Consider the following 18,379-nt stretch of genomic DNA (forward strand, 5'->3'; position numbering starts at 1 on the left):
GCCTCACGCCGCCCGGCACGGCGGTACGCCGTCTCCGCCCGCCGGCGCGAGGGGTCCACCGGCGCACGGACCCCGCATTCCGGTATCACCCGGAACCGGTGCTTCCTCCACGAGACCGCCCCCATGGTGAACAGGTGGCACATGAGGTGATCCGACCGGCCTCACCGCCATATGACCGGCATTTTTTTGCCTTTGGCATGTGGCAGAAAGATGCCCACGGGGAATGCCTTGGCGACCCTCTCTAACTGGCCAACTCCCCAGAAACACAGCCAGTTTCAAACGTCAACCACTCCGGTTTCGGACAAACTCCGTGGCGATATTGATCCGCTCAAGAAAGATCAACACCATGGAGTGTCGGCCTGTTCGGGACGGGGCCACTGCCGATGCACCACCTGCTCGAACAACCGAACGAGCAGGCTTCGCAGGGGAGGTACTCGTATGGACAGCTACTTCAGCAGCCGACTCCATCATCAGCTCAGGGAAACCGTCCGGGACTTCGCCGAGCGTGAGGTCCGGCCGCGAATTGCGGAAATGGAAACATCACGCTCGGTGCACCACGAACTGTCGAGGCTCATCTGCGATCAAGGCTGGCTGGGCGCCACAATCAGCCAGGAATACGGCGGAATGGGCGCCGGGCATCTGGCCAAAACCATTATCATCGAGGAACTCTCCCGGGTCAGCGGCGCAATGGGCGCCATGGTGCAGGCCTCACAGCTCGGCACGGCGAAGATCGTCCACTTCGGCAGCGACGACCAGCGCAAGACCTGGCTTCCCGCCATCTCCACCGGCGAGTGCCTCCCGACCATCGCGGTCACCGAACCCGAATCGGGCGGGCACGTCCTCGGCATGACGGCCGATGCGGTCCGTGACGGCGACGACTACATCCTGAACGGCAGCAAGGTGTTCGTCGGCAACAGTCATGTCGGCGATCTGCACGGCGTCGTGGTCAGGACCGGCCCCGGATCGAACGGCCTCACGGCCTTCCTGGTCGAATCGGACCGCCCCGGCTTCCGGCTCGGACCCCAGCAGCAGGCCATGGGGCTGCACGGCTTCAGCTTCGGCGAGCTCATCTTCGAGGACTGCCGGGTACCGGCGGCCAACCGGCTCGGCGACGAGGGCGACGGCCTGGCCGTCGCGTACTCCTCCAGCGTCCTGTACGGCAGGGCCAACCTCACCGCCGTCTCGCTCGGCATCCACCAGGCGATCCTGGAGGAGACGACCCGGTTCTGCGCGGAGCGCCACCGCTACGGCAAGCCCCTGCACCAGCTCCCCACGGTCAAGCTGAAGCTCGGTCAGATGCAGTCCCGGCTGATGACGGCCCGGCTCGCCGCGTACCACGCCGTGCATCTCCTCGACCAAGGCCTCTCCTGCGACGCCGAGTTGATGAACGCGAAGCTGGTCAACGTCGAGTCGGCGATCGACTCCGGCCGCAACGCGATGGAGATCCACGCGGCCGCGGGCCTCTTCACCAACCGCCCGATCGAGCGCTACCTCCGCGACGCGCACCACATCTTCGCCCCGGCCGGCACGTCCGACATCCAGCTGCTCCGGCTCGCCGAGGTCGCCCTCGGCCAGGACAAGGGCAGTTGGTCCGAGAAGCTCGCGGACCTCCTCCGGCTGGAGCCCGTGCATGCCTGAACGCGTACACGCAGCAGCGCCCCGGCACGACCGCTGAGTCGTCCCGGGGCGCACCCATGACGGTCCCGTACGCGGGTCCGTCGGCACGGGTCCCGCCGGAGCGGGAGATCCGTCCGGGCGGGTCAGATCAGCCCGTCCTCGCGGCGGTGGATCTGCTCCACCAGCTCCGCCGCGAGCGCCTTGATCTTCTCCAGACCGGCGCGGCCCCACGGCCGTACGTCCGTGTCGACCACGCAGATCGTGCCCAGCGCTATTCCGGTACGGTCGATCAGCGGCGCGCCCATGTACGAGCGGATGCCGATCTCGTCCACCACCGGGTTCCCGGCGAACCGCGGGTAGTCGCAGACGTCCTCCAGGACGAGGGCCTTGCGGCGCACCACCACGTGCGGGCAGTACCCGTGGTCGCGCGCCATGTACCGGCCGACGTCGCCACCGGCCGCCGCGGCTCCCAGGTCGCTGCCCGTGTGGGTGCCGGCAGGGGTGTGCAGCCCGGCGAAGAACTGCCGGTTCTCGTCGATGAAGTTGACCATCGAGTACGGGGCGCCGGTCACCTCCGCGAGCCGGTGGGCGAACTCGTCGAACGCCTGCTCCGGCCGCTCCCCGATGCCCAGCTCGCGCAGTCGGCGCACACGGGCGGGCGCATCCCGGTCGACGGGGGTCAGCAGCAGATGACCGGTCGGGTCGTAGGTCATGACGGTGCTCCGTAGCTCGGCACGGGGGCCGGGATGGTGGTGAGCAGATGCTGGACGAGAACGAGAAGGGTGCGGATGCCGGCGCTGGAGATCCGGGCGTCGCAGAGCACGACCGGCACCTCGGGGTTGAGGTCGAGCGCCGCCCGCACCTCGTCCGGGTCGTAGCGGAACGCACCGTCGAACTCGTTGACCGCCACGACGAATCCGATCCCCCGCCGCTCGAAGAAGTCGACGGCGGAGAAGCAGTCCTGCAGGCGGCGGGTGTCGGCGAGGACGACCGCTCCGAGGGCGCCCTCGGAGAGCTCGTCCCACATGAACCAGAACCGTTCCTGGCCCGGGGTGCCGAAGAGGTACAGCACGTTCCTGTCGTCGAGGGTGATGCGTCCGAAGTCCATCGCGACCGTGGTCGTGGTCTTGGACTCCACGCCCTCCAGGCTGTCCGTCGCCGCGCTGACCTGGGTCAGCAGCTCTTCGGTGCTCAGCGGTTCGATCTCGCTGACCGCGCCCACGAAGGTCGTCTTGCCCACGCCGAAGCCGCCCGCCACCAGGATCTTGAGCGCGGTGGGGAACGGGTCGGCCGCGGCACTCTCGTGGCGCTCAGAGCCGTTGTCGTAGGCCATCGAGCACTGCCTCCAGCAAGGAACGGTCGGTTGGGTTGGCGTGGAAGCGGGGAGCGCGGGCGGTGAGCGCCCCGCAGTCCACGAGATCGGAGAGCAGGACCTTGGTGACGACGGCCGGTAACCGTAAGTGCGCCGCGATCTCCGCCACCGAGGTGGGTCCGGCGCACAGTCCGAGGGCGAGGCTGTGTTCGGGACCCATGTGCGGCTGGGGGGAGGAGCCGGTCGCCATCACCATGGAGAGGAGGTCCAGCGCGGTCGTCGGTCGGGTCCGGCCTCCGCTCACGGTGTACGGACGGATCAGCCGGCCCGCCGCGTCGTCGAGCCAGGGCCCCTCCTGTGAGGACGCCACGCTCACTGCCTTGTGATGCCCGCCGCGCCCGCGGCCTGTCTGGCGGGAGTGACGAGATACGGCCGCACGCTCTTGACGAGCATCGCCATCTCGTAGCCGAGGACGGCGGCGTCCGCCTCGCGCCCGGCGAGGACCGCCAGACACGTGCCGGAGCCGGCTGTGGAGACGAACAGCAGCGTGGAGTCGAGCTCGACGACCACCTGCCGGACCTCGCCGCCGTCGCCGAACCGCGCGCCGGCGCTGCGGCCGAGCGAGTACAGCCCGGAGGCCAGCGCGGCCATGTGGTCGGCGGCGTCGGTGTCGAGGCCGTGAACCGACTTCACGAGGCCGTCGGAGGAGAGCAGTACCGCGTTCCGGGTGTACGGGACCCGCTGGACCAGGCCGCTCAGCAGCCAGTCGAGATCCGAGGAATGGCCGCTCGGCACATTGCTCGCCATGGTGATCTACTCCTTGTGCGCGTCATCGGGACGCAGCGCTTCTTGGTGGGGTGCGGGCTGGGCTTCGGCGAGTCCGATGCCGCGCTGGAAGGCGGCCATCAGACCGGGGTCGTGCAGGGCGTGCTCCTCGGGCTGGCGGGCCACGGGCTCGTCACGCAGTTGCGGGACCAGGTGCTCCTGGGCGCGCCGCTTGGGGAGCAGGGGGCGGCCCGGCGGCTGAGCGCGCTCGGCGGCCTCCGCCTGCTGGAGCGGGACGGCGGGGGCGGAGCTGGTGTAGGTCAGGGGGCGGTAGGTCGGTTCGGCGGCCGGGGGCTCGGGAGCGTGCGCCGGGGTGCGTACGGGCACGTGCGGGAGTGACTGTCCGGGCGTACGCACGGGAGGCGGTACGGGGCCGGAGGGCGGAGCCGCCGGTGACGCCGGTACGGGACCGGGTGCGGGTGCGGGTGCGGCTGCGGGCGCCGGGTGGACGGGGCGGGCGGGAGGCTGGGGAGCGTGCTGCGGCCCGGGCTGAGGGATGTGCTGGTGGACCGGCTGCGGGAGTGGCTGGGGGGCGTGCTGCTGGGCCTGCTGGGGGGCCCGCTGCATCTGGGGAGGCTGTACGGCCGCCGTGCCCGCGGCCACGGCGGCCGCCTGGCCCTCGCTGCGCGCGAGCCCCTCGGGGTCGGCGCCGAGGAGACCCTGCGGGAGCACGAGAACGGCCTGGATACCGCCGTAGATGTTGGACTGGAGGCGTACCGCGATGCCGTGGCGCCGGGCGAGCGCGGAGACCACGAAGAGTCCGATGCGGCCGTCCTGGAGCAGGTGGGCCACGTTCACCTGGTCGGGGTCGGCGAGGAGCGCGTTCATCTTGTTCTGCTCGGTGACCGGCATGCCGAGGCCGCGGTCCTCGACCTCGATGGCCAGGCCCGCGGTGACGTACTGGGCCCGCAGCAGCACGGTGGTGTGCGGTGCGGAGAACAGCGTCGCGTTCTCGACGAGTTCGGCCAGGAGGTGGATGACGTCGGCCACGGCGTGGCCACGGAGCGTGCCGTCGATCGGCGGCACCAGCTTCACGCGCGGGTACTGCTCGACCTCGGCGATCGAGGAGCGCAGCACCTCGGTCATCGTGACCGGGTTCGACCACTGGCGGCGGGAGATGGCGCCACCCAGCACGGCGAGGTTCTCCGCGTGGCGGCGGATGCGGGTGGCCAGGTGGTCGACGTGGAACAGGCCCTTGAGCAGCTCCGGGTCCTCGACCTCGTTCTCCAGCTCGTCCAGGAGCTGGATCTCGCGGTGCACGAGGGACTGAAGGCGCCGGGCGAGGTTGACGAAGACCTCGACCTTCTGCTCGTTGCCGACGCTGCTGGAGAGCCGGGAGGCCTGCACCACGGCGGCCACGGCGGCCTCGTGGGAGCGGGAGAGCTCCTGGGCGAGCAGGTCGAACTCGTCGCCGGAGGAGGAGGCGGCGGGCGGGGTGGCCGGGCGGGCCGGGGCACCTTCGCCGCGTCGTAACTGCTCGACGATCGTCCGCAGTTCGCTCTGGCCGCGGGCGCTGGAGCGCCGCAGGGCGTTGCAGCGGTCGAGAACGGACTTGGCCGCCCGGTCGGCCCCGAGCGCGGCCGCGGTCACGGAGGCGACCGTGAGGGCGGCCGCGCCGGTCAGCGCGGCCCAGAGGCCGGGGGTCGGACCGGCTCCGGTGGAGCGGACGGTGAAGATGACGGCGGCGGCGCCGCCGAGTGCGACCGCGACGGCGGGAAGCACGGAGGTGCGAAGGAGTTGGGAGCGTATGCGGGCTTCCGGCGGGAGCGGCGCGGGCTGCTGCGCGGGGTTGGGAGCCCCCGCACCGGAAGCGGAACGAGCGCCTGACCGGCCGTGCCGTCCGCCTTCGCGGCGTTCGGACCGCGCGGCGGGTGCGCGAAGTTGAGACATGAGTGTCCTTGGTACGTGCCCAGGAGTCGGCGTACTACGGGGGTGTACTACGTGGGTCGGATGAGCCTACCGATGATCACCAACCACCCACTCTAGACGTCAACCATTCATGTGCGATGCGCAGTTGGCAAAGTTCCCCGCAGAGGGGACCCACTCTGCTATCACCCTTCGCACGACAGGCCGAGAACCCTTGGCCGGATCCCGACGGGGGCGTGCGGGGCGGGGGAACGGAGGAGGGCGGGGCCGGGCGGAGCCGTATACAGGCCGCCACCCTCGGTGAAACCCGCCCGTGACCGGAATCCGCCTACGGGCTCTCGCACGCGCGCCCGACCGCACCCTCCCCCGCCCGGCACGGGGCACCCCACACACCGGCCCGGCGGGCGATCAGCGGATTTCCGCATTCGCGTTCGCACCGACGCCGTGCGCGCGGGAGCCGGCGACCGCGGCCGGACGCATACCCGGACCAGGTGCAGGCGGCCCTCCGCCTTGTCCCCGGGAAGGGCTGAAAATGGCGGTACTCCCCGCGGGCCGTCAGGCCGAGGACCGCGGCCGCGCTCGGCGGGAAAGCGACGTGGCGCCTGGCGTCAGCGGTCGCCTGCGAGGTCGAGGTCGTTTCCCCGCTTCTCGACCGGGGCCGGCTCGACGCGGTCCGGGCGGCGCCAGGGGCGGGCGATCGGCTGCGACACCGCGCGCCACCAGGGGTCCACGGGGAGCGTTCCGGACGGCTCGAACGGTTCGCCCGGGCGCGGGGACGCGACCGCCTGGCCGAGATCCTCGCCGGCGTCGCCCGTCCACTCCCCCGGCTCCGCCCACGCGTGCGGGGCCAGGTTGAACGTGCCCCAGTGGATCGGCAGGAGCACCCCGTGCGGGCGCCCGCCCTGGAGGTCGAGGTGGGCCTGGACGCCCTCGGCCGGGGTCATGTGGATGTCCGGCCAGTACTCGCTGTACGCGCCGATCTGGATCATCGTCGCGTCGAAGGGGCCGTGCGCGGCGCCGATCTCCGCGAAGCCGGGGAAGTATCCCGTGTCGCCGCTGTGGTAGACGCGGTGCTCGGGGCCCGTGACGACCCAGGAGGCCCAGAGGGTGTGCTGGGTGTTGCGGAGGCCTCGGCCGCAGAAGTGACGGGCGGGTGTCGCGGTCAGCAGGAGGTCGCCGACCTCGGTGGACTCGTTCCAGTCCAGTTCCCGCAGACGCGAGGCCGGCACGCCCCAGCGTTCCAGGTGGGCGCCGACGCCGAGCGGCACGGCGAAGACGGTGTCCGTGGAGGCGAGCGCCTTGATCGTGGGCAGGTCGAGGTGGTCGTAGTGGTCGTGGGAGATCACGACCACGTCGACCGGGCCCAGCGCGGCGAGCGGCACCGGCACGGGGTGCAGGCGCTTCGGTCCGGCGAAGGCGAAGGGCGAGCAGCGGTCGCCCCAGACGGGGTCGAAGAGGACCCGGCGGCCGTCGATCTCCGCGAGCACGCTGGAGTGGCCCATCCAGGTGATCCGGAGGCCCGAGACCGGGGGCTTCGCGAGGTCGGCCAGCGTGGTGGCGTGGACGGGGATCGTGCCGGAGGGGGCACGGTGCGTCCGCGCCTCCTTGTCGAAGTAGACCTTCGCGAACTCGATCGTCGACCCGCTGGGCCTGGTCCGCGCGGCCACGGGGTTCTGGAAGACGCCGTTCGCGAAGTTCGGCGAACGGCGGATGCGCTCGAGGCGCTCCCCTGCCGGGTCGGCGCCGAAGGCCTCGGGCCGCAGGGCGCGCAGCCTGGCCCGCAGCGAATGGTCGGAGCCGGTGCCGGTCACGGGTCCTCCTGGTGGTCGGGGTCGTTCCATTATGGGCGGCCCGCGCGGCTCCCGGCCGTGCCGAATGCGTCATACTGAACCGCCGTTCAGTAGTACACCCCCTCTCACCTCGGAGAACGCCCATGAGCACCCCTCCTCTGTTGTCCATCACCTGGTCGGACCACGTCACCGGGCGGCGGGGGCATCTGGTGGTCGACCGGCTGGTTCGCGGTGTGGCCAGCGGGGGCCTGCGGATGCGTGAGGGCTGCACTCTGGACGAGGTGGCCGGACTGGCGCGGGGCATGAGCATGAAGGAGGCCCTGCACTACGACCCGAGCAGCCGGTACATTCCGCTGGGCGGCGCCAAGGGCGGCATCGACTGCGATCCGCGCTCGCCCGAGGCGTACGGCGTCCTGGTCCGGTACCTGCGGGCGATGCGCCCCTGCATCGAACGCTTCTGGACCACCGGCGAGGACCTCGGCCTGACCCAGGACCTGGTCGACCGGGCCGCGGCCGAGGCCGGGCTGGTCTCCTCGATCCAGGCCGTCTATCCGCTCCTGGACGACGAGGCGCAGGCCCGGCGGAGGCTTGCCGACGCCTTCGAGGCCGAGGTCGAGGGCATCGGCCTCGACGAGCTGGTGGGCGGCTGCGGGGTCGCGGAGTCCGTCCTCGTGGCCCTGGACCGGGCGGGCCGGCCGTACGAGGGCACCCGGGTCTCCGTCCAGGGCTTCGGGACCATGGGCGGGGCCACCGCGCGCTTCCTCTCCCGATCGGGGCTCGCCGTCGTGGCCGTCGCCGACGTGCGGGGCACGATCGTCAACCCCGACGGCCTGGACGTCGAAGCCCTGCTCGCGGCACGCGACCCGTACGGGACCGTGGACCGCAGTGCCCTGCGGCCGGGCGACACGGAGCGGCCGGGCGAGGCGTGGCTCGCGGTCGACGCAGAGGTCCTGGTCCCGGCCGCCGTGTCGTACGCGATCGACAGCGCTGCGGTGGAGGGGATCCGGGCGCGCTGGATCGTCGAGGCGGCCAACATGCCCGTCCTGCCGGAGGCGGAGGTGCTGCTCACCGGGCGCGGAGTCACCGTCCTGCCCGACGTGGTCGTCAATTCCGCGACCAACGCCTGGTGGTGGTGGACCCTCTTCGGCGACATCGGCGCCGACGCGGACGGCGCGTTCGCGCACATCCGCGCGGCCATGCGCGCCCTGGTCGGCCGGATGCTGGACCGCGCGGAGGCGGACGGCATCACCCCGCGCGCCGCGGCGCACGCGCTGGTCGAGGAGCGGCTGCCGGAGATCGCGGAGCGGTACGGCTGCTACTGACCCGCGAACCCCCGCACGGCCGTCTTGCGCGCCGAGAAGATGATCATGATCGGGGGGCGCGCGTGTGTAGGCTGACCGGCGTGACGAGAGTGCGGTTGAGCGTGGCGGAGAGGCGTGAAGAGCTGCTCCGCGCTGCCGTCGAGCAGATCGAGGCGCGAGGCGTGGCCGCCGTACGGATCGCCGATGTCGCGTCCGCCCTCGGGGTCAGCAACGCGCTCGTGCTCTACCACTTCTCGACGAAGGAGAAGCTCGTCGCGGAGGCGTTCGCGTACGCCGCCGAGGGCGACCTCGCCCACCTGCGCCGGCTCCTGGAGCGGCGGACCAGCGCCCTGCGCCGGCTGCGGGCGGCCGTGCGGTGGTACGCCCCGACCGGGCAGGCCAAGGGCTGGCGGCTCTGGATCGAGGGCTGGGCGGCGTGCCTGCGCGAACCGGCCCTGCGCGAGGTCGCCGGGGCGCTCGACCAGCAGTGGAAGGCCGCCCTGACACGGGTCATCGGTGAGGGCGCGGCGGCAGGAGAGTTCCCGTGCCCCGACCCCGCGGCCGCGGCGTGGCGGCTGACCGCCTTCCTGGACGGGCTCGCCGTGCAGATGACGTCGTACGCCGGATCGCTCTCCCGCGCCGCGATGCTGGAGTGGGCCGACGCCGCCCTGGCCAGGGAACTCGGCCTGCCCTCCCTCGACGAAACGGGCCCCCGTCAGCCCGCGCTGGACAGCCCGGGCGACAGGCCGCCGGCGTAGCTCGGCCCGGATTGGCCCGGATGTGAGGCCGCCGTCCCGGCCCGGCTTGGTCCGGCCCGGCTTGGTCCGGCCCGGCTTGGTCCGGCCCGGCTTGGTCCGGCCCGGCTTGGTCCCAAGCTCAGCCCGGCCAGGCGTCGACCGGCTTCCCCGTCCCAGCAGGTTCAGAGGAGCTCGTACACGGCCGTGACCGTCACCTGCTCCTCGATCTCGCCGGGGGCCAGCGGGACTCCCGAGGCGTCGGCGGATGCCTCGGGGGCGGCTCCGGCACTGGGGCGGCCGCTGTCCGTCTCGGTGATCGACACCAGCCGGCCGAGCCGGTGGCCGCTCAGCCGGGCGTGCTGGGCGGCCTTGTCCTGGGCGTCCTTGTGGGCGAGCTCGCGGGCCCTGGCTCGCAGCGCGGCCGGGTCCGCGACGTCGAAGGTCACTCCGTCCACCCGGCCCGCGTCCCCGGTCGCCTTGGTGACGGCCCCGACGACCTGGCCCGTCCTGTCGACGTCCCGGACCGTCGCCGAGACACTCTGCGAGGCCTGGTAGCCGGAGACCCTGCTCTCCCCGTTGGCGGCCTGGGTGTAGACCGGGAACAGGGAGATGCTCTCGGTGCGGATGTCCCGGTCCGCGACGGACTGCTTCCGCAGCGCGGCGAACAGCGCCTCCGCCGCACGGCTCTGGGCCGCCATCGCCTCCTCACCGGTCTTGGCCCGCGCCTCGACCGCCACCGAGATCACCGCGATGTCGGGGGCGGCGCCGGCCCGCCCGGTCCCGGTCACGGTGAGGGTCGCCGGAGCCGGAGCCGCGGCAGGGGCGGGCGCAGGGGCTCCGACGGCCGCCGCGGCAGGGCCGGCCACGGGGGCCACCGCGAGCGCGGGCCCGGCACCGGCGAGCGCGAGCGCGCCGAGCACGACGCCGGCTGCCGTGGCGCGGCGGAGGAGACGGGTGCGGACAGGGGTACGGAAGCGGTGGTGATGACCGGTCGTCACGGGCGGTCCCTTCGGCGGTGTTTGCCGGACAGCCCCGGCGCCGCCCATCCCAGCACCCTCCACCACCCCCGCCCGCGCGCCACTCCTGTCCGGTCACCCGCTCAGGTCTGTCGCCGTCCGTCAGGTCTGCACCACCGGTTCGTACGCCGTCGCGTCCAGCCCGAAGGTCCACGCGACGCCCTCGCGCGCGGACGTCGTCCCGGGCGGCACGCGCAGCCAGTAGGTACGGAACGTGCCGTCCGGTTCCGGGGTCGCGTTGACCACCTCGACCATGACCACGTCCTCGTCGTCCACGAGCTCGATGCGCCAGAGCACACCCGCTTCGTCCCGGCCCACGGGGACGGCCCCCGACTCCGCGAGGTAGCGCTCGTAGCCGTAGTACTCGAGCATCACGCGCCGCAGTTCGGCGTTCTCCTCGGCACGTATCCGCTCGGGGGTGAGCCCGCCCAGTCCGGCGAGGAACTCCTCGGGGACCGCCATGCCGCGCCAGGCGTAGAGCGCGAAGCCGTCGCGGAAGGCGAGCGCGGGGCCGTCACCGCGGTCCAGGCGCCCGGCCTCGTCCCGGTGCAGTTCCTCCGGCCGCTCGCACACCACGGCGACCCTCTCGTACGGCCACCACCAGCCCGCGTGCGCGGCCACCTCGGCGAGCCCCGCGAGCCGCTCGCCCCGGCCGTCGAAGGCGGCGAGCCAGGCCGCGTCCTGCTGGCCGAGGACGGCGTCGAGCAGGACCATGCGTACGGAGGCGGCCTCGACGGACGTCCCGGCCAGATCGTCCACGACGGCGGACCGTATGCGGTCGGCGAGCGTCCGCGACGCGTCCCAGAGCCGGGCGCCGGTACTGGTCCACAGCGCGGTCCAGCCACGAGGGCCGAGCTCGTCGTGGATCCGCCGGCGCTCCTCCGCCCAGGGCCGCGTCCGGACCTCGTCGCGCACCGAGCGCCCGGCGTCGGGCAGTTCACGGAGGAGCGCGACGGCCTCCCGGGGCGAGTCCGCCCAGACGATCCGTTCCGGGGCGGCGAGGCCGGCCGTGCGGTACGCGTGCCGTACCCCGGCCTCGGCCGCCGGACGGTCGGCCGCCCCGGTGGCCGCCGCGACGGCCCGCCACCTGTCCACCGCCGTGGTTGTCCCGTTCATCTCTCCCCCTTGTTCCTGCGCGACTGGTTCTTCTCGACTGCTTCTTCGCGACTGCTTCTTCGCGGCGGCTGCTTCACGACGGTTGCTTCACGACGGTTGTTCGCGACGACTTCTCGGTATCCGCGCCGCCGTGTCAGTCGGCGACGATCCGGTACGCGCCCGGTGTGTACTCCCGCTGGCGCACCACCCGGTACCAGCCCTTGGGCAGCGGGATCGGGGCGTGCTCCTCGTGCACCACCCGCCCTCCCGAGGGCAGTTCGAGCACCAAGGGGCCGAAAGGGCCCGGCTCGGCGACCAGTCGGCCGGGCCCCGGGACCGCGTGGGCATGCCCGGTGACCTCGCCGAGCGCCAGGACCAGCCGGCCCCGCGCGTCTCTCGGCTCCCCCGCCGCGTCCTTCACGTGGTCGGGCACCGCGCTCTCCGCGACGGGCACGATCAGTACGTCTCCCTGCCGGTACATGGCTCTCCCCTCCGTGGTGGACACGCCACGTGTCCACCACGCATTCGACGCTAGAGGCAGCCACTGACAACGGCCTTCCGGCGCCCCCGGCGCGGAGTTGTCGGTGCGGCTTGGTACAACTGCTCGCGTCAGCCGATCAACGCCGTCCGGTGTCTGGAGCACTCATGACCATTTCGGGATACATTCAGGAGTTTCACGGGCTGCCCGTGTTCCACTTCCCGGATCGTGACACCGCCGTCGAGCTGCCCGACGCGGCCTCCGTGGCCTGGCGCGTCTCCGGATCGACGTACTGCGATTCGGACGACGACCAGTGGGAGCGGTTCTTCGACCGCTTCCTGGCGGAGGTCGACACGAACCGGGTCCGCGCGCTGATCGTCGGCGGCTGGGACGAGGCGTACGACACGTCGTCCGCCGCGATCGTCGCTCGGCTCGTCGAGGCGGCGGGCGACCGGCTCTCCGGCCTGGAGGCACTGTTCCTGGGGGACATGACCTTCGAGGACTGCGAGATCTCGTGGATCCAGCAGTCCGACGTCTCGCCTCTGCTCGCCGCCTATCCCCGGCTGCGGGAGTTCGGTGTGCGCGGGGGCACGGAGCTCCGCTTCCCGACGGTCCGGCACGCCTCGCTGACCACGCTCGTGGTGGAGTCGGGCGGTCTCGGCGCCGAGGTCGTCCGCGGCATCGCGGGCAGCGACCTGCCCGCCCTGGAGAAGCTGGAGCTGTGGCTCGGCACGGACGAGTACGGCGGTGACTCCTCGGTCTCCGATCTGGAACCGCTGCTCGCCGGCACCGGGTTCCCCGCCCTGCGCCGTCTCGGGCTCCGCAACAGCGTGATCCAGGACGAGATCGCCGCCGCGGTCGCCGGCGCCCCCGTCGTCGCCCGTCTCGACAGCCTCGACCTGTCGATGGGCACGCTCACCGACGAGGGGGCCGAGGCGCTGCTCGTGGGCCAGCCGCTGACCCATCTCACGCACCTCGACCTCTCGCACCACTACCTGTCGGAGAAGATGAGCGAGCGGATCGTCGACACCCTCACGCCGTACGGGGTGACGGTCGACGTCGGCGACGCGCAGGAGCCCGAGGACGACGGCGACGGCGAGGTCTTCCGGTACGTCGCGGTCGCCGAATGACCCACTCCCCGCCCCCCGGGCAGCCGCCCGCCGGGGAACCGGCCCTCGCGCACCCGCGCCTCGTCGTCGTCGGCAACCCGGCCAACCGCCGGGTCACCTTCTTCCGCGACGCGGTGCGGGCCGCCGGGCTGCCCGAGGCACGGGTCGAGCCCTGGCTCGACGTGCTGCGGGGCGGGGCGCGGTTCCAGCCGGGCGAGACGGTACGGCTGGAGTCACCCGGCGAGGACCCGGACGTCGACCGGCTGTTGCGCGGTACGGACGATCCGACCCGGGTCGAGGGCACGGGCCGCTGGTACACGGCGTTCACGGAGGCTACGGCACGGCTCGCGCGGAACGTGGGCGCCGCCGGGGCGTTCCTCGTCGACGATCCCGCGGAGCCGGCGGTGCTGTTCGACAAGCGGCTCGCCCATGCCCGGCTGCTGCGGGCCGGGGTGCCGGTGCCGGACTCACCGACGTCCGGGGCGGCCGCCCCTCCCGTACGGGGCTGGACGGACGTCCGTTCCCTGATGGCCGCGGCCGGGCTGCGCCGTGCGTTCGTGAAGCTCGCCCACGGCTCGTCCGCCTCCGGGGTCCTGGCCGTGGAGACGAACGGCGCCGGCCGGGTCCAGGCCACCACGTCCGTGGAACGTGGCCCCGAGGGACACCTCTTCAACTCCCTCCGGGTACGGCGCTACACGACGGAGCGCGAGGTCGCCGCGATCGTCGACGCGCTCGCCCCCGACGGGCTGCACATCGAGCGCTGGCTGCCGAAGGCGGCGCAGGGCGGCCGGGTGGCCGACCTGCGGGTGGTGGTGATCGACGGGCGCGCCACGCACGCGGTCGTCCGGACCAGCCGCTCCCCGATGACCAACCTCCATCTCGGCGGCACCAGGGGCGATCTGGGCGCCGTGCGCGCGGCGGTCTCGGCCGCGGGCGGCCGGTGGGCGGACGCGCTCGGGGTGTGCGAGGCCGCCGCCGACGCCTTCCCTGGTATGCGGTGCGTCGGCGTCGATCTGCTGCCGGCCGTCGGCTGGCGGCGCTTCGCCGTCGGCGAGGTCAACGCCTTCGGGGATCTCCTCCCCGGGCTCACCGGCCTGCCGGGCAGCGGCGCGGAGGGCCAGGACACCTACGCCGCCCAGGTCGCGGCGCTCCTCCGAGGAAGGCCCGCCCGAACTCCCGCCCGAACGCCCGCCGGCACAGCAGTCGTCACCCGCACCACAGACACCTCAGACGCGCCAGACACCACAGACACCACAGACACCACAGACACCACTAGCACTACCGGCACCACAGGATCGAGCACCACGTGAACCAGCAGCACCCACCCGACATGAACAAGATCGTGGGCAGCCACGATCTGCTCCTGGTCACGCTCGACACCCTCCGGTACGACGTGGCCGCCGAGCTGGCCGCCGCCGGCCGGATCCCGAACCTGGCCCGGCACCTCCCCGGTGGACGCTGGGAGCGCCGGCACGCCCCCGGCAGCTTCACGTACGCCTCCCACCAGGCGATCTTCGCGGGCTTCCTGCCGACCCCGGCCTCCCAGGGCCCGCACCCCCGCCTCTTCGCGGCGCGGTTCGCGGGCAGCGAGAGCACCGCCGACGGCACGTTCGTCCACGACACCCCCGACCTGGTCTCCGGCCTGGCCGCGGAGGGCTACCGCACGGTGTGCGTCGGCGGCGTGGGCTTCTTCAACGGGCAGGGCCCGCTCGGCTCCGTACTGCCCGGCCTCTTCCAGGAGAGCCACTGGGAGCCCGAGTTCGGGGTCACCTCCCCCACCTCCTTCGCGTCCCAGGTGACCAGAGCGGAGGAGATCGTCGCCGGGCTCCCGCCCGAGCAGCGCCTCTTCCTCTTCCTCAACGTCTCCGCTCTGCACCAGCCCAACTGGTTCCACCTCCCGGACGCGACGCGGGAGTCCGGGGACACCCGCGACTCGCACGCGGCGGCGCTGGAGTACGTCGACCGGCACATCGGCCGGCTTCTCACGGCCATGAGCAGCCGCCGCCCCTGCTTCGCGATCGTCTGCTCGGACCACGGCACCGCGTACGGGGAGGACGGCTTCTCCGGTCACCGGCTCGGTCACGAGGTCGTCTGGACCGTGCCGTACGCCCACTTCGTCGTGGACGGCCCGCAGCGGGAGGCGGCCGCATGACCGAGGAGACCGGGGCGCACGAGACCTCCGAGACACTCGACCTCCCACGCCCGTACGAGAGTTACGTCTACGCCTACCCGCACAAGACGGCGTACCGTCCGCTCCCGGACCCCGCGCCCTCGCTCGCCGAGCTCTGGCGTGACGAGCCGAAGGACGCGCTCTCCCTCTACGCCCACATCCCTTTCTGCGAGGTCCGCTGCGGCTTCTGCAACCTCTTCACCCGCATCGGCGCCCCGGACGAGCTGACGACCCGCTATCTCGACGCGCTCGACCGGCAGGCGACCGCCGTCCGCGAGGCGCTCGGGGACGGCGCACCGGTCCGGTTCGCCACGGCCGCCTTCGGCGGTGGGACGCCGACGTTCCTCAGCGCCGACGAGCTGGAGCGGCTCTGCGACATCGCCGAGAAGCGGATGGGGGCCGACCTGCGCGCCGTCCCGCTCTCCGTCGAGACCTCGCCCTCGACGGCGACCGCCGACCGGCTCGCGGTCCTGGCCGCGAGGGGGGCCACCCGGATCAGCATCGGTGTGCAGAGCTTCGTGGAGGCCGAGGCGCGCGCGGCCGTGCGGCCCCAGCGCCGCGCCGATGTCGAGGCCGCGCTCGCCCGGATCCGGGACACCGGCGTCCCCGTCCTGAACATCGATCTGATCTACGGCATCGACGGCCAGACCGTGGAGTCCTGGACCCGCTCCCTCGACGCGGCGCTCGCCTGGGCGCCCGAGGAGCTGTACCTCTACCCGCTCTACGTGCGTCCGCTCACCGGCCTCGGCCGGCTCTCCCCGAACGCCGACCGGGACTGGGACGAGCAGCGGCTGCGGCTGTACCGACACGGCCGGGACCATCTGCTCGCGCGGGGCTACGCACAGGAGTCGATGCGGATGTTCCGGCGCACCGACGCCCCGCCGCAGGGTGCCGACGACTACGCCTGCCAGACGGACGGGATGATCGGCCTGGGCTGCGGGGCTCGCTCGTACACCTCTTCGCTGCACCACTCCTTCGACTACGCGGTCGACATGAGGGAGATCCGCTCGATCGTGGACGCCTACACCGAGACGGCGGACTTCACCCGGGCGCGGGTGGGCCGGTGGGTCGACGCGGACGAGGCGCGCCGCCGCCATCTGCTCCAGTCCCTCCTCCAGGCCCGGGGCATGGCCACGGCCGGCTACGAGGAAAGGTTCGGCACCTCTCCGTTCGCGGACTTCCCCGCCGAGCTGCGCCGGTTCGAGGCGCTCGGCTGGCTGGACGCGACGGCCCCCGCCGGTCTGCTGCGGCTCTCCCCCGAGGGTCTCGCCCACTCGGACGCGCTCGGACCGGCGCTGTTCTCCCCTGCCGTCCGGGCGGCGATGGCCGCCTACGAGCCGAGGTAGGGGTACCGGCATGGACCTGACCCTCCTCTACCGGGGCCCGCTCTCCTCCTGCGACTACGACTGTCCCTACTGCCCCTTCGCCAAGCGTCGTGACAGCCGCGAGCAGCTCCGCGCCGACCGGGCGGCGCTGGAGCGGTTCTCGGCCTGGGCCGCGGCGCAGACCGGCGACCGGCTCAGGATCCTCTTCACCCCGTGGGGCGAGGGCCTCGTCCGGTCCTGGTACCGGCGGACGCTCGTCGAGCTGTCGCACCTCCCGCACATCGAGCGGGTCGCGATCCAGACCAATCTGAGCTGTCGCACCGAATGGCTGGCGGAGGCCGACCCCGGCACGCTGGCGCTCTGGTGCACGTACCACCCGGGGCAGACGCCGTACGACCGCTTCCTCGCCAAGTGCCGCGAGCTGACCGCCCGGGGTACGCGCTTCAGCGTCGGGATCGTCGGTCTGCCCGAGCACCGGGAGCACGCCCGGCGGCTGCGGGACGAGCTCCCGCCCGAGGTCTACCTCTGGGTGAACGCGGCCGAGGGGCTCACGTACACCGACGAGGAGGCCGGGGCCTGGACGGCCCTCGACCCCCTCTTCCCGTACAGCCGCCGGCCGCACCCCTCAGCCGGTCTCCCCTGCCGGACCGGTGAGTCGGTGATCTCGGTGGACGGTGACGGGACGGTGCGCCGCTGCCACTTCGTCAAGGCCGAGCTGGGCAATCTGTACGACGGCTCGTACCGCGCTGCCCTGCGCCCGCGCGCCTGCCCGCTCTCCGTCTGCGACTGCCACATCGGCTATGTCCATCTGGAGACGCTGCCGCTGTACGACGTGTTCGCCGGCGGCGTTCTGGAGCGGATACCGGCACCCGCCCTGCTCAGAGGGGCATGAGGTCTCCGAGCGGCATGAGATCGGGGCGCTTGGCCGCCACGTGGTCGCCCGAGCTCTCGCCCCGCAGCCGCCGGCCGATCCACGGCACGAGGTACTCCCTGGCCCAGTTGATGTCGTCGCGGCGCACCTCGAGCGTGCCGCGCGGCGGGAGCGGCGGCCAGGGCTGGTCCGGGTCGGCCGGCACGTCCAGGCCGAGGACCTGGGCGGCGCGCAGCGCGACCCGGGTGTGGCCCTCGGGCGAGAGGTGCAGCCGGTCGTCGTCCCAGGCCCGCCTGTCCTGCACCGACCTGAGCGACCAGAGGTCGAGGACCGGGCAGTCGTAGCGGTCGGCGATGGACCGGACGTGGGCCGTGTACGTGGCGATCTTGCCGCGCAGATGCTTCAGCACGGGGACGTCGCGGGTGTCGAAGCCGGTCGTCACCATCACGGTGCCGACGGCGGACGTCAGGTCGGCGACGGCGCGCTCGAAGCGCTCAGCGACGTCGTCGGGGTCGGTGCCGGGGCGGATGATGTCGTTTCCGCCCGCGCAGAAGGTCACCAGGTCGGGGGCGAGTTCCTTCGCCCTGGGGACCTGCTCCTCCACGATCTGGTCCAGCAGGCGGCCGCGTACGGCCAGGTTGGCGTAACGGAATGCGTCGTGCTCCGGCAGTCGGTCGGCGAGGAGCACCGCGAAGCGGTCCGCCCACCCGACGTACTTCCCGTCGGGCCCGGGGTCTCCCACGCCCTCGGTGAAGCTGTCACCGATCGCCGCGTACGACCCGAATACGTGCGTGTCTCTTGTTCTCGAATCGTCTGCCACGGGACCACATCTTTCCCTTATGGATGTGACCTACGCGACCGTAAGGA

The 18,379-nt window shown here is 72.5% G+C and carries 18 protein-coding genes; 8 read left to right on the forward strand and 10 right to left on the reverse strand.

What is annotated here, in order from left to right:
• Positions 1 to 438 precede the first annotated feature (438 nt).
• Complete coding sequence (locus ACFVGW_RS01385; protein ID WP_385850264.1) at positions 439 to 1,638, forward strand: acyl-CoA dehydrogenase family protein; 1,200 nt, start codon at positions 439 to 441, stop codon at positions 1,636 to 1,638.
• A gap of 122 nt (positions 1,639 to 1,760) precedes the next feature.
• Here ACFVGW_RS01385 and ACFVGW_RS01390 read toward each other — a convergent pair whose 3' ends face one another.
• The 6 genes from ACFVGW_RS01390 to ACFVGW_RS01415 all read right to left on the reverse strand — a co-directional run bounded on the left by ACFVGW_RS01390 (position 1,761) and on the right by ACFVGW_RS01415 (position 7,431).
• Complete coding sequence (locus tag ACFVGW_RS01390) at positions 1,761 to 2,330, reverse strand: GAF domain-containing protein (protein ID WP_385850265.1); 570 nt, start codon at positions 2,328 to 2,330, stop codon at positions 1,761 to 1,763.
• Positions 2,327 to 2,950: an ATP/GTP-binding protein gene (locus ACFVGW_RS01395; protein WP_383291450.1), complete on the reverse strand. Its 624-nt coding sequence runs from the start codon at positions 2,948 to 2,950 to the stop codon at positions 2,327 to 2,329. Before ACFVGW_RS01395 ends, ACFVGW_RS01390 begins: the two co-directional genes overlap by 4 nt.
• Positions 2,928 to 3,299, reverse strand: a complete 372-nt coding sequence (locus tag ACFVGW_RS01400) for a DUF742 domain-containing protein (RefSeq protein ID WP_352186157.1) — start codon at positions 3,297 to 3,299, stop codon at positions 2,928 to 2,930. The genes ACFVGW_RS01395 and ACFVGW_RS01400 overlap by 23 nt, the downstream gene beginning before the upstream one ends.
• A gap of 2 nt (positions 3,300 to 3,301) precedes the next feature.
• Positions 3,302 to 3,736, reverse strand: coding sequence for a roadblock/LC7 domain-containing protein (locus tag ACFVGW_RS01405; RefSeq protein WP_352186158.1), 435 nt, complete (start codon positions 3,734 to 3,736; stop codon positions 3,302 to 3,304).
• Positions 3,737 to 3,742: 6 nt separating this feature from the next.
• The gene (locus ACFVGW_RS01410; protein ID WP_385850266.1) at positions 3,743 to 5,644 is read right to left on the reverse strand and encodes a sensor histidine kinase; all 1,902 of its coding nucleotides are present in this window, start codon (positions 5,642 to 5,644) and stop codon (positions 3,743 to 3,745) included.
• Between the two features lie 584 nt (positions 5,645 to 6,228).
• Positions 6,229 to 7,431, reverse strand: coding sequence for an MBL fold metallo-hydrolase (locus ACFVGW_RS01415; RefSeq protein ID WP_383308259.1), 1,203 nt, complete (start codon positions 7,429 to 7,431; stop codon positions 6,229 to 6,231).
• A gap of 122 nt (positions 7,432 to 7,553) precedes the next feature.
• On the opposite strand from ACFVGW_RS01415, the gene ACFVGW_RS01420 reads away from it, so the two are divergent.
• Positions 7,554 to 8,732 (forward strand): Glu/Leu/Phe/Val dehydrogenase dimerization domain-containing protein, encoded by a 1,179-nt coding sequence (locus ACFVGW_RS01420; RefSeq protein ID WP_385850267.1) that lies wholly within the window; start codon positions 7,554 to 7,556, stop codon positions 8,730 to 8,732.
• 80 nt (positions 8,733 to 8,812) lie between these two features.
• Entirely contained in the window at positions 8,813 to 9,469 is a 657-nt protein-coding gene (locus tag ACFVGW_RS01425) for a TetR/AcrR family transcriptional regulator (RefSeq protein WP_385850268.1), read from the forward strand.
• Positions 9,470 to 9,630: 161 nt separating this feature from the next.
• Here ACFVGW_RS01425 and ACFVGW_RS01430 read toward each other — a convergent pair whose 3' ends face one another.
• The 3 genes from ACFVGW_RS01430 to ACFVGW_RS01440 all read right to left on the reverse strand — a co-directional run bounded on the left by ACFVGW_RS01430 (position 9,631) and on the right by ACFVGW_RS01440 (position 12,040).
• The gene (locus tag ACFVGW_RS01430) at positions 9,631 to 10,446 is read right to left on the reverse strand and encodes an SIMPL domain-containing protein (RefSeq protein WP_385850269.1); all 816 of its coding nucleotides are present in this window, start codon (positions 10,444 to 10,446) and stop codon (positions 9,631 to 9,633) included.
• 120 nt (positions 10,447 to 10,566) lie between these two features.
• The gene (locus ACFVGW_RS01435; protein ID WP_385850270.1) at positions 10,567 to 11,580 is read right to left on the reverse strand and encodes a DUF6745 domain-containing protein; all 1,014 of its coding nucleotides are present in this window, start codon (positions 11,578 to 11,580) and stop codon (positions 10,567 to 10,569) included.
• Positions 11,581 to 11,713: 133 nt separating this feature from the next.
• Positions 11,714 to 12,040 carry a hypothetical protein gene (locus tag ACFVGW_RS01440; protein WP_352186165.1) on the reverse strand — a complete coding sequence of 109 codons (327 nt, stop codon included), beginning with the start codon at positions 12,038 to 12,040 and terminating at the stop codon, positions 11,714 to 11,716.
• A gap of 164 nt (positions 12,041 to 12,204) precedes the next feature.
• Here ACFVGW_RS01440 and ACFVGW_RS01445 point away from each other — a divergent pair, with 164 nt between their 5' ends.
• Genes ACFVGW_RS01445 through ACFVGW_RS01465 form a run of 5 tightly spaced genes read left to right on the forward strand, consistent with a single transcriptional unit; the run spans position 12,205 to position 17,533 of the window.
• On the forward strand, positions 12,205 to 13,167 hold the full coding sequence (locus tag ACFVGW_RS01445) for an STM4015 family protein (RefSeq protein ID WP_385850271.1): 963 nt from the start codon (positions 12,205 to 12,207) through the stop codon (positions 13,165 to 13,167).
• A complete protein-coding gene (locus ACFVGW_RS01450; RefSeq protein ID WP_385850272.1) occupies positions 13,164 to 14,456 on the forward strand; it encodes an STM4014 family protein in 1,293 nt (430 codons plus the stop codon). The genes ACFVGW_RS01445 and ACFVGW_RS01450 overlap by 4 nt, the downstream gene beginning before the upstream one ends.
• 20 nt (positions 14,457 to 14,476) lie before the next feature.
• The gene (locus tag ACFVGW_RS01455) at positions 14,477 to 15,298 is read left to right on the forward strand and encodes an STM4013/SEN3800 family hydrolase (RefSeq protein WP_385850546.1); all 822 of its coding nucleotides are present in this window, start codon (positions 14,477 to 14,479) and stop codon (positions 15,296 to 15,298) included.
• Positions 15,295 to 16,662 carry an STM4012 family radical SAM protein gene (locus ACFVGW_RS01460; protein ID WP_385850273.1) on the forward strand — a complete coding sequence of 456 codons (1,368 nt, stop codon included), beginning with the start codon at positions 15,295 to 15,297 and terminating at the stop codon, positions 16,660 to 16,662. Before ACFVGW_RS01455 ends, ACFVGW_RS01460 begins: the two co-directional genes overlap by 4 nt.
• Positions 16,663 to 16,672: 10 nt before the next feature.
• Complete coding sequence (locus tag ACFVGW_RS01465; protein ID WP_385850274.1) at positions 16,673 to 17,533, forward strand: STM4011 family radical SAM protein; 861 nt, start codon at positions 16,673 to 16,675, stop codon at positions 17,531 to 17,533.
• Here ACFVGW_RS01465 and ACFVGW_RS01470 read toward each other — a convergent pair.
• Positions 17,520 to 18,332, reverse strand: a complete 813-nt coding sequence (locus ACFVGW_RS01470; RefSeq protein WP_383220049.1) for an SGNH/GDSL hydrolase family protein — start codon at positions 18,330 to 18,332, stop codon at positions 17,520 to 17,522. The two genes, ACFVGW_RS01465 and ACFVGW_RS01470, sit on opposite strands and share 14 nt — an antisense overlap.
• Positions 18,333 to 18,379 lie beyond the last annotated feature (47 nt).

It is taken from the genome of Streptomyces sp. NPDC127129, from assembly GCF_042671585.1.
In the GTDB taxonomy this organism is placed as follows: Bacteria; Actinomycetota; Actinomycetes; order Streptomycetales; family Streptomycetaceae; genus Streptomyces.

Coding starts and splice junctions, on each gene's coding strand:
- ACFVGW_RS01460 (WP_385850273.1), top strand. CDS start 15,295: ATGACCGAGGAGACCGGGGCGCACGAGACCTCCGAGACACTCGACCTC.
- ACFVGW_RS01465 (WP_385850274.1), top strand. CDS start 16,673: ATGGACCTGACCCTCCTCTACCGGGGCCCGCTCTCCTCCTGCGACTAC.
- ACFVGW_RS01385 (WP_385850264.1), top strand. CDS start 439: ATGGACAGCTACTTCAGCAGCCGACTCCATCATCAGCTCAGGGAAACC.
- ACFVGW_RS01435 (WP_385850270.1), bottom strand. CDS start 11,580: ATGAACGGGACAACCACGGCGGTGGACAGGTGGCGGGCCGTCGCGGCG.
- ACFVGW_RS01420 (WP_385850267.1), top strand. CDS start 7,554: ATGAGCACCCCTCCTCTGTTGTCCATCACCTGGTCGGACCACGTCACC.
- ACFVGW_RS01410 (WP_385850266.1), bottom strand. CDS start 5,644: ATGTCTCAACTTCGCGCACCCGCCGCGCGGTCCGAACGCCGCGAAGGC.
- ACFVGW_RS01440 (WP_352186165.1), bottom strand. CDS start 12,040: ATGTACCGGCAGGGAGACGTACTGATCGTGCCCGTCGCGGAGAGCGCG.
- ACFVGW_RS01405 (WP_352186158.1), bottom strand. CDS start 3,736: ATGGCGAGCAATGTGCCGAGCGGCCATTCCTCGGATCTCGACTGGCTG.
- ACFVGW_RS01445 (WP_385850271.1), top strand. CDS start 12,205: ATGACCATTTCGGGATACATTCAGGAGTTTCACGGGCTGCCCGTGTTC.
- ACFVGW_RS01390 (WP_385850265.1), bottom strand. CDS start 2,330: ATGACCTACGACCCGACCGGTCATCTGCTGCTGACCCCCGTCGACCGG.
- ACFVGW_RS01455 (WP_385850546.1), top strand. CDS start 14,477: ATGAACAAGATCGTGGGCAGCCACGATCTGCTCCTGGTCACGCTCGAC.
- ACFVGW_RS01450 (WP_385850272.1), top strand. CDS start 13,164: ATGACCCACTCCCCGCCCCCCGGGCAGCCGCCCGCCGGGGAACCGGCC.
- ACFVGW_RS01395 (WP_383291450.1), bottom strand. CDS start 2,950: ATGGCCTACGACAACGGCTCTGAGCGCCACGAGAGTGCCGCGGCCGAC.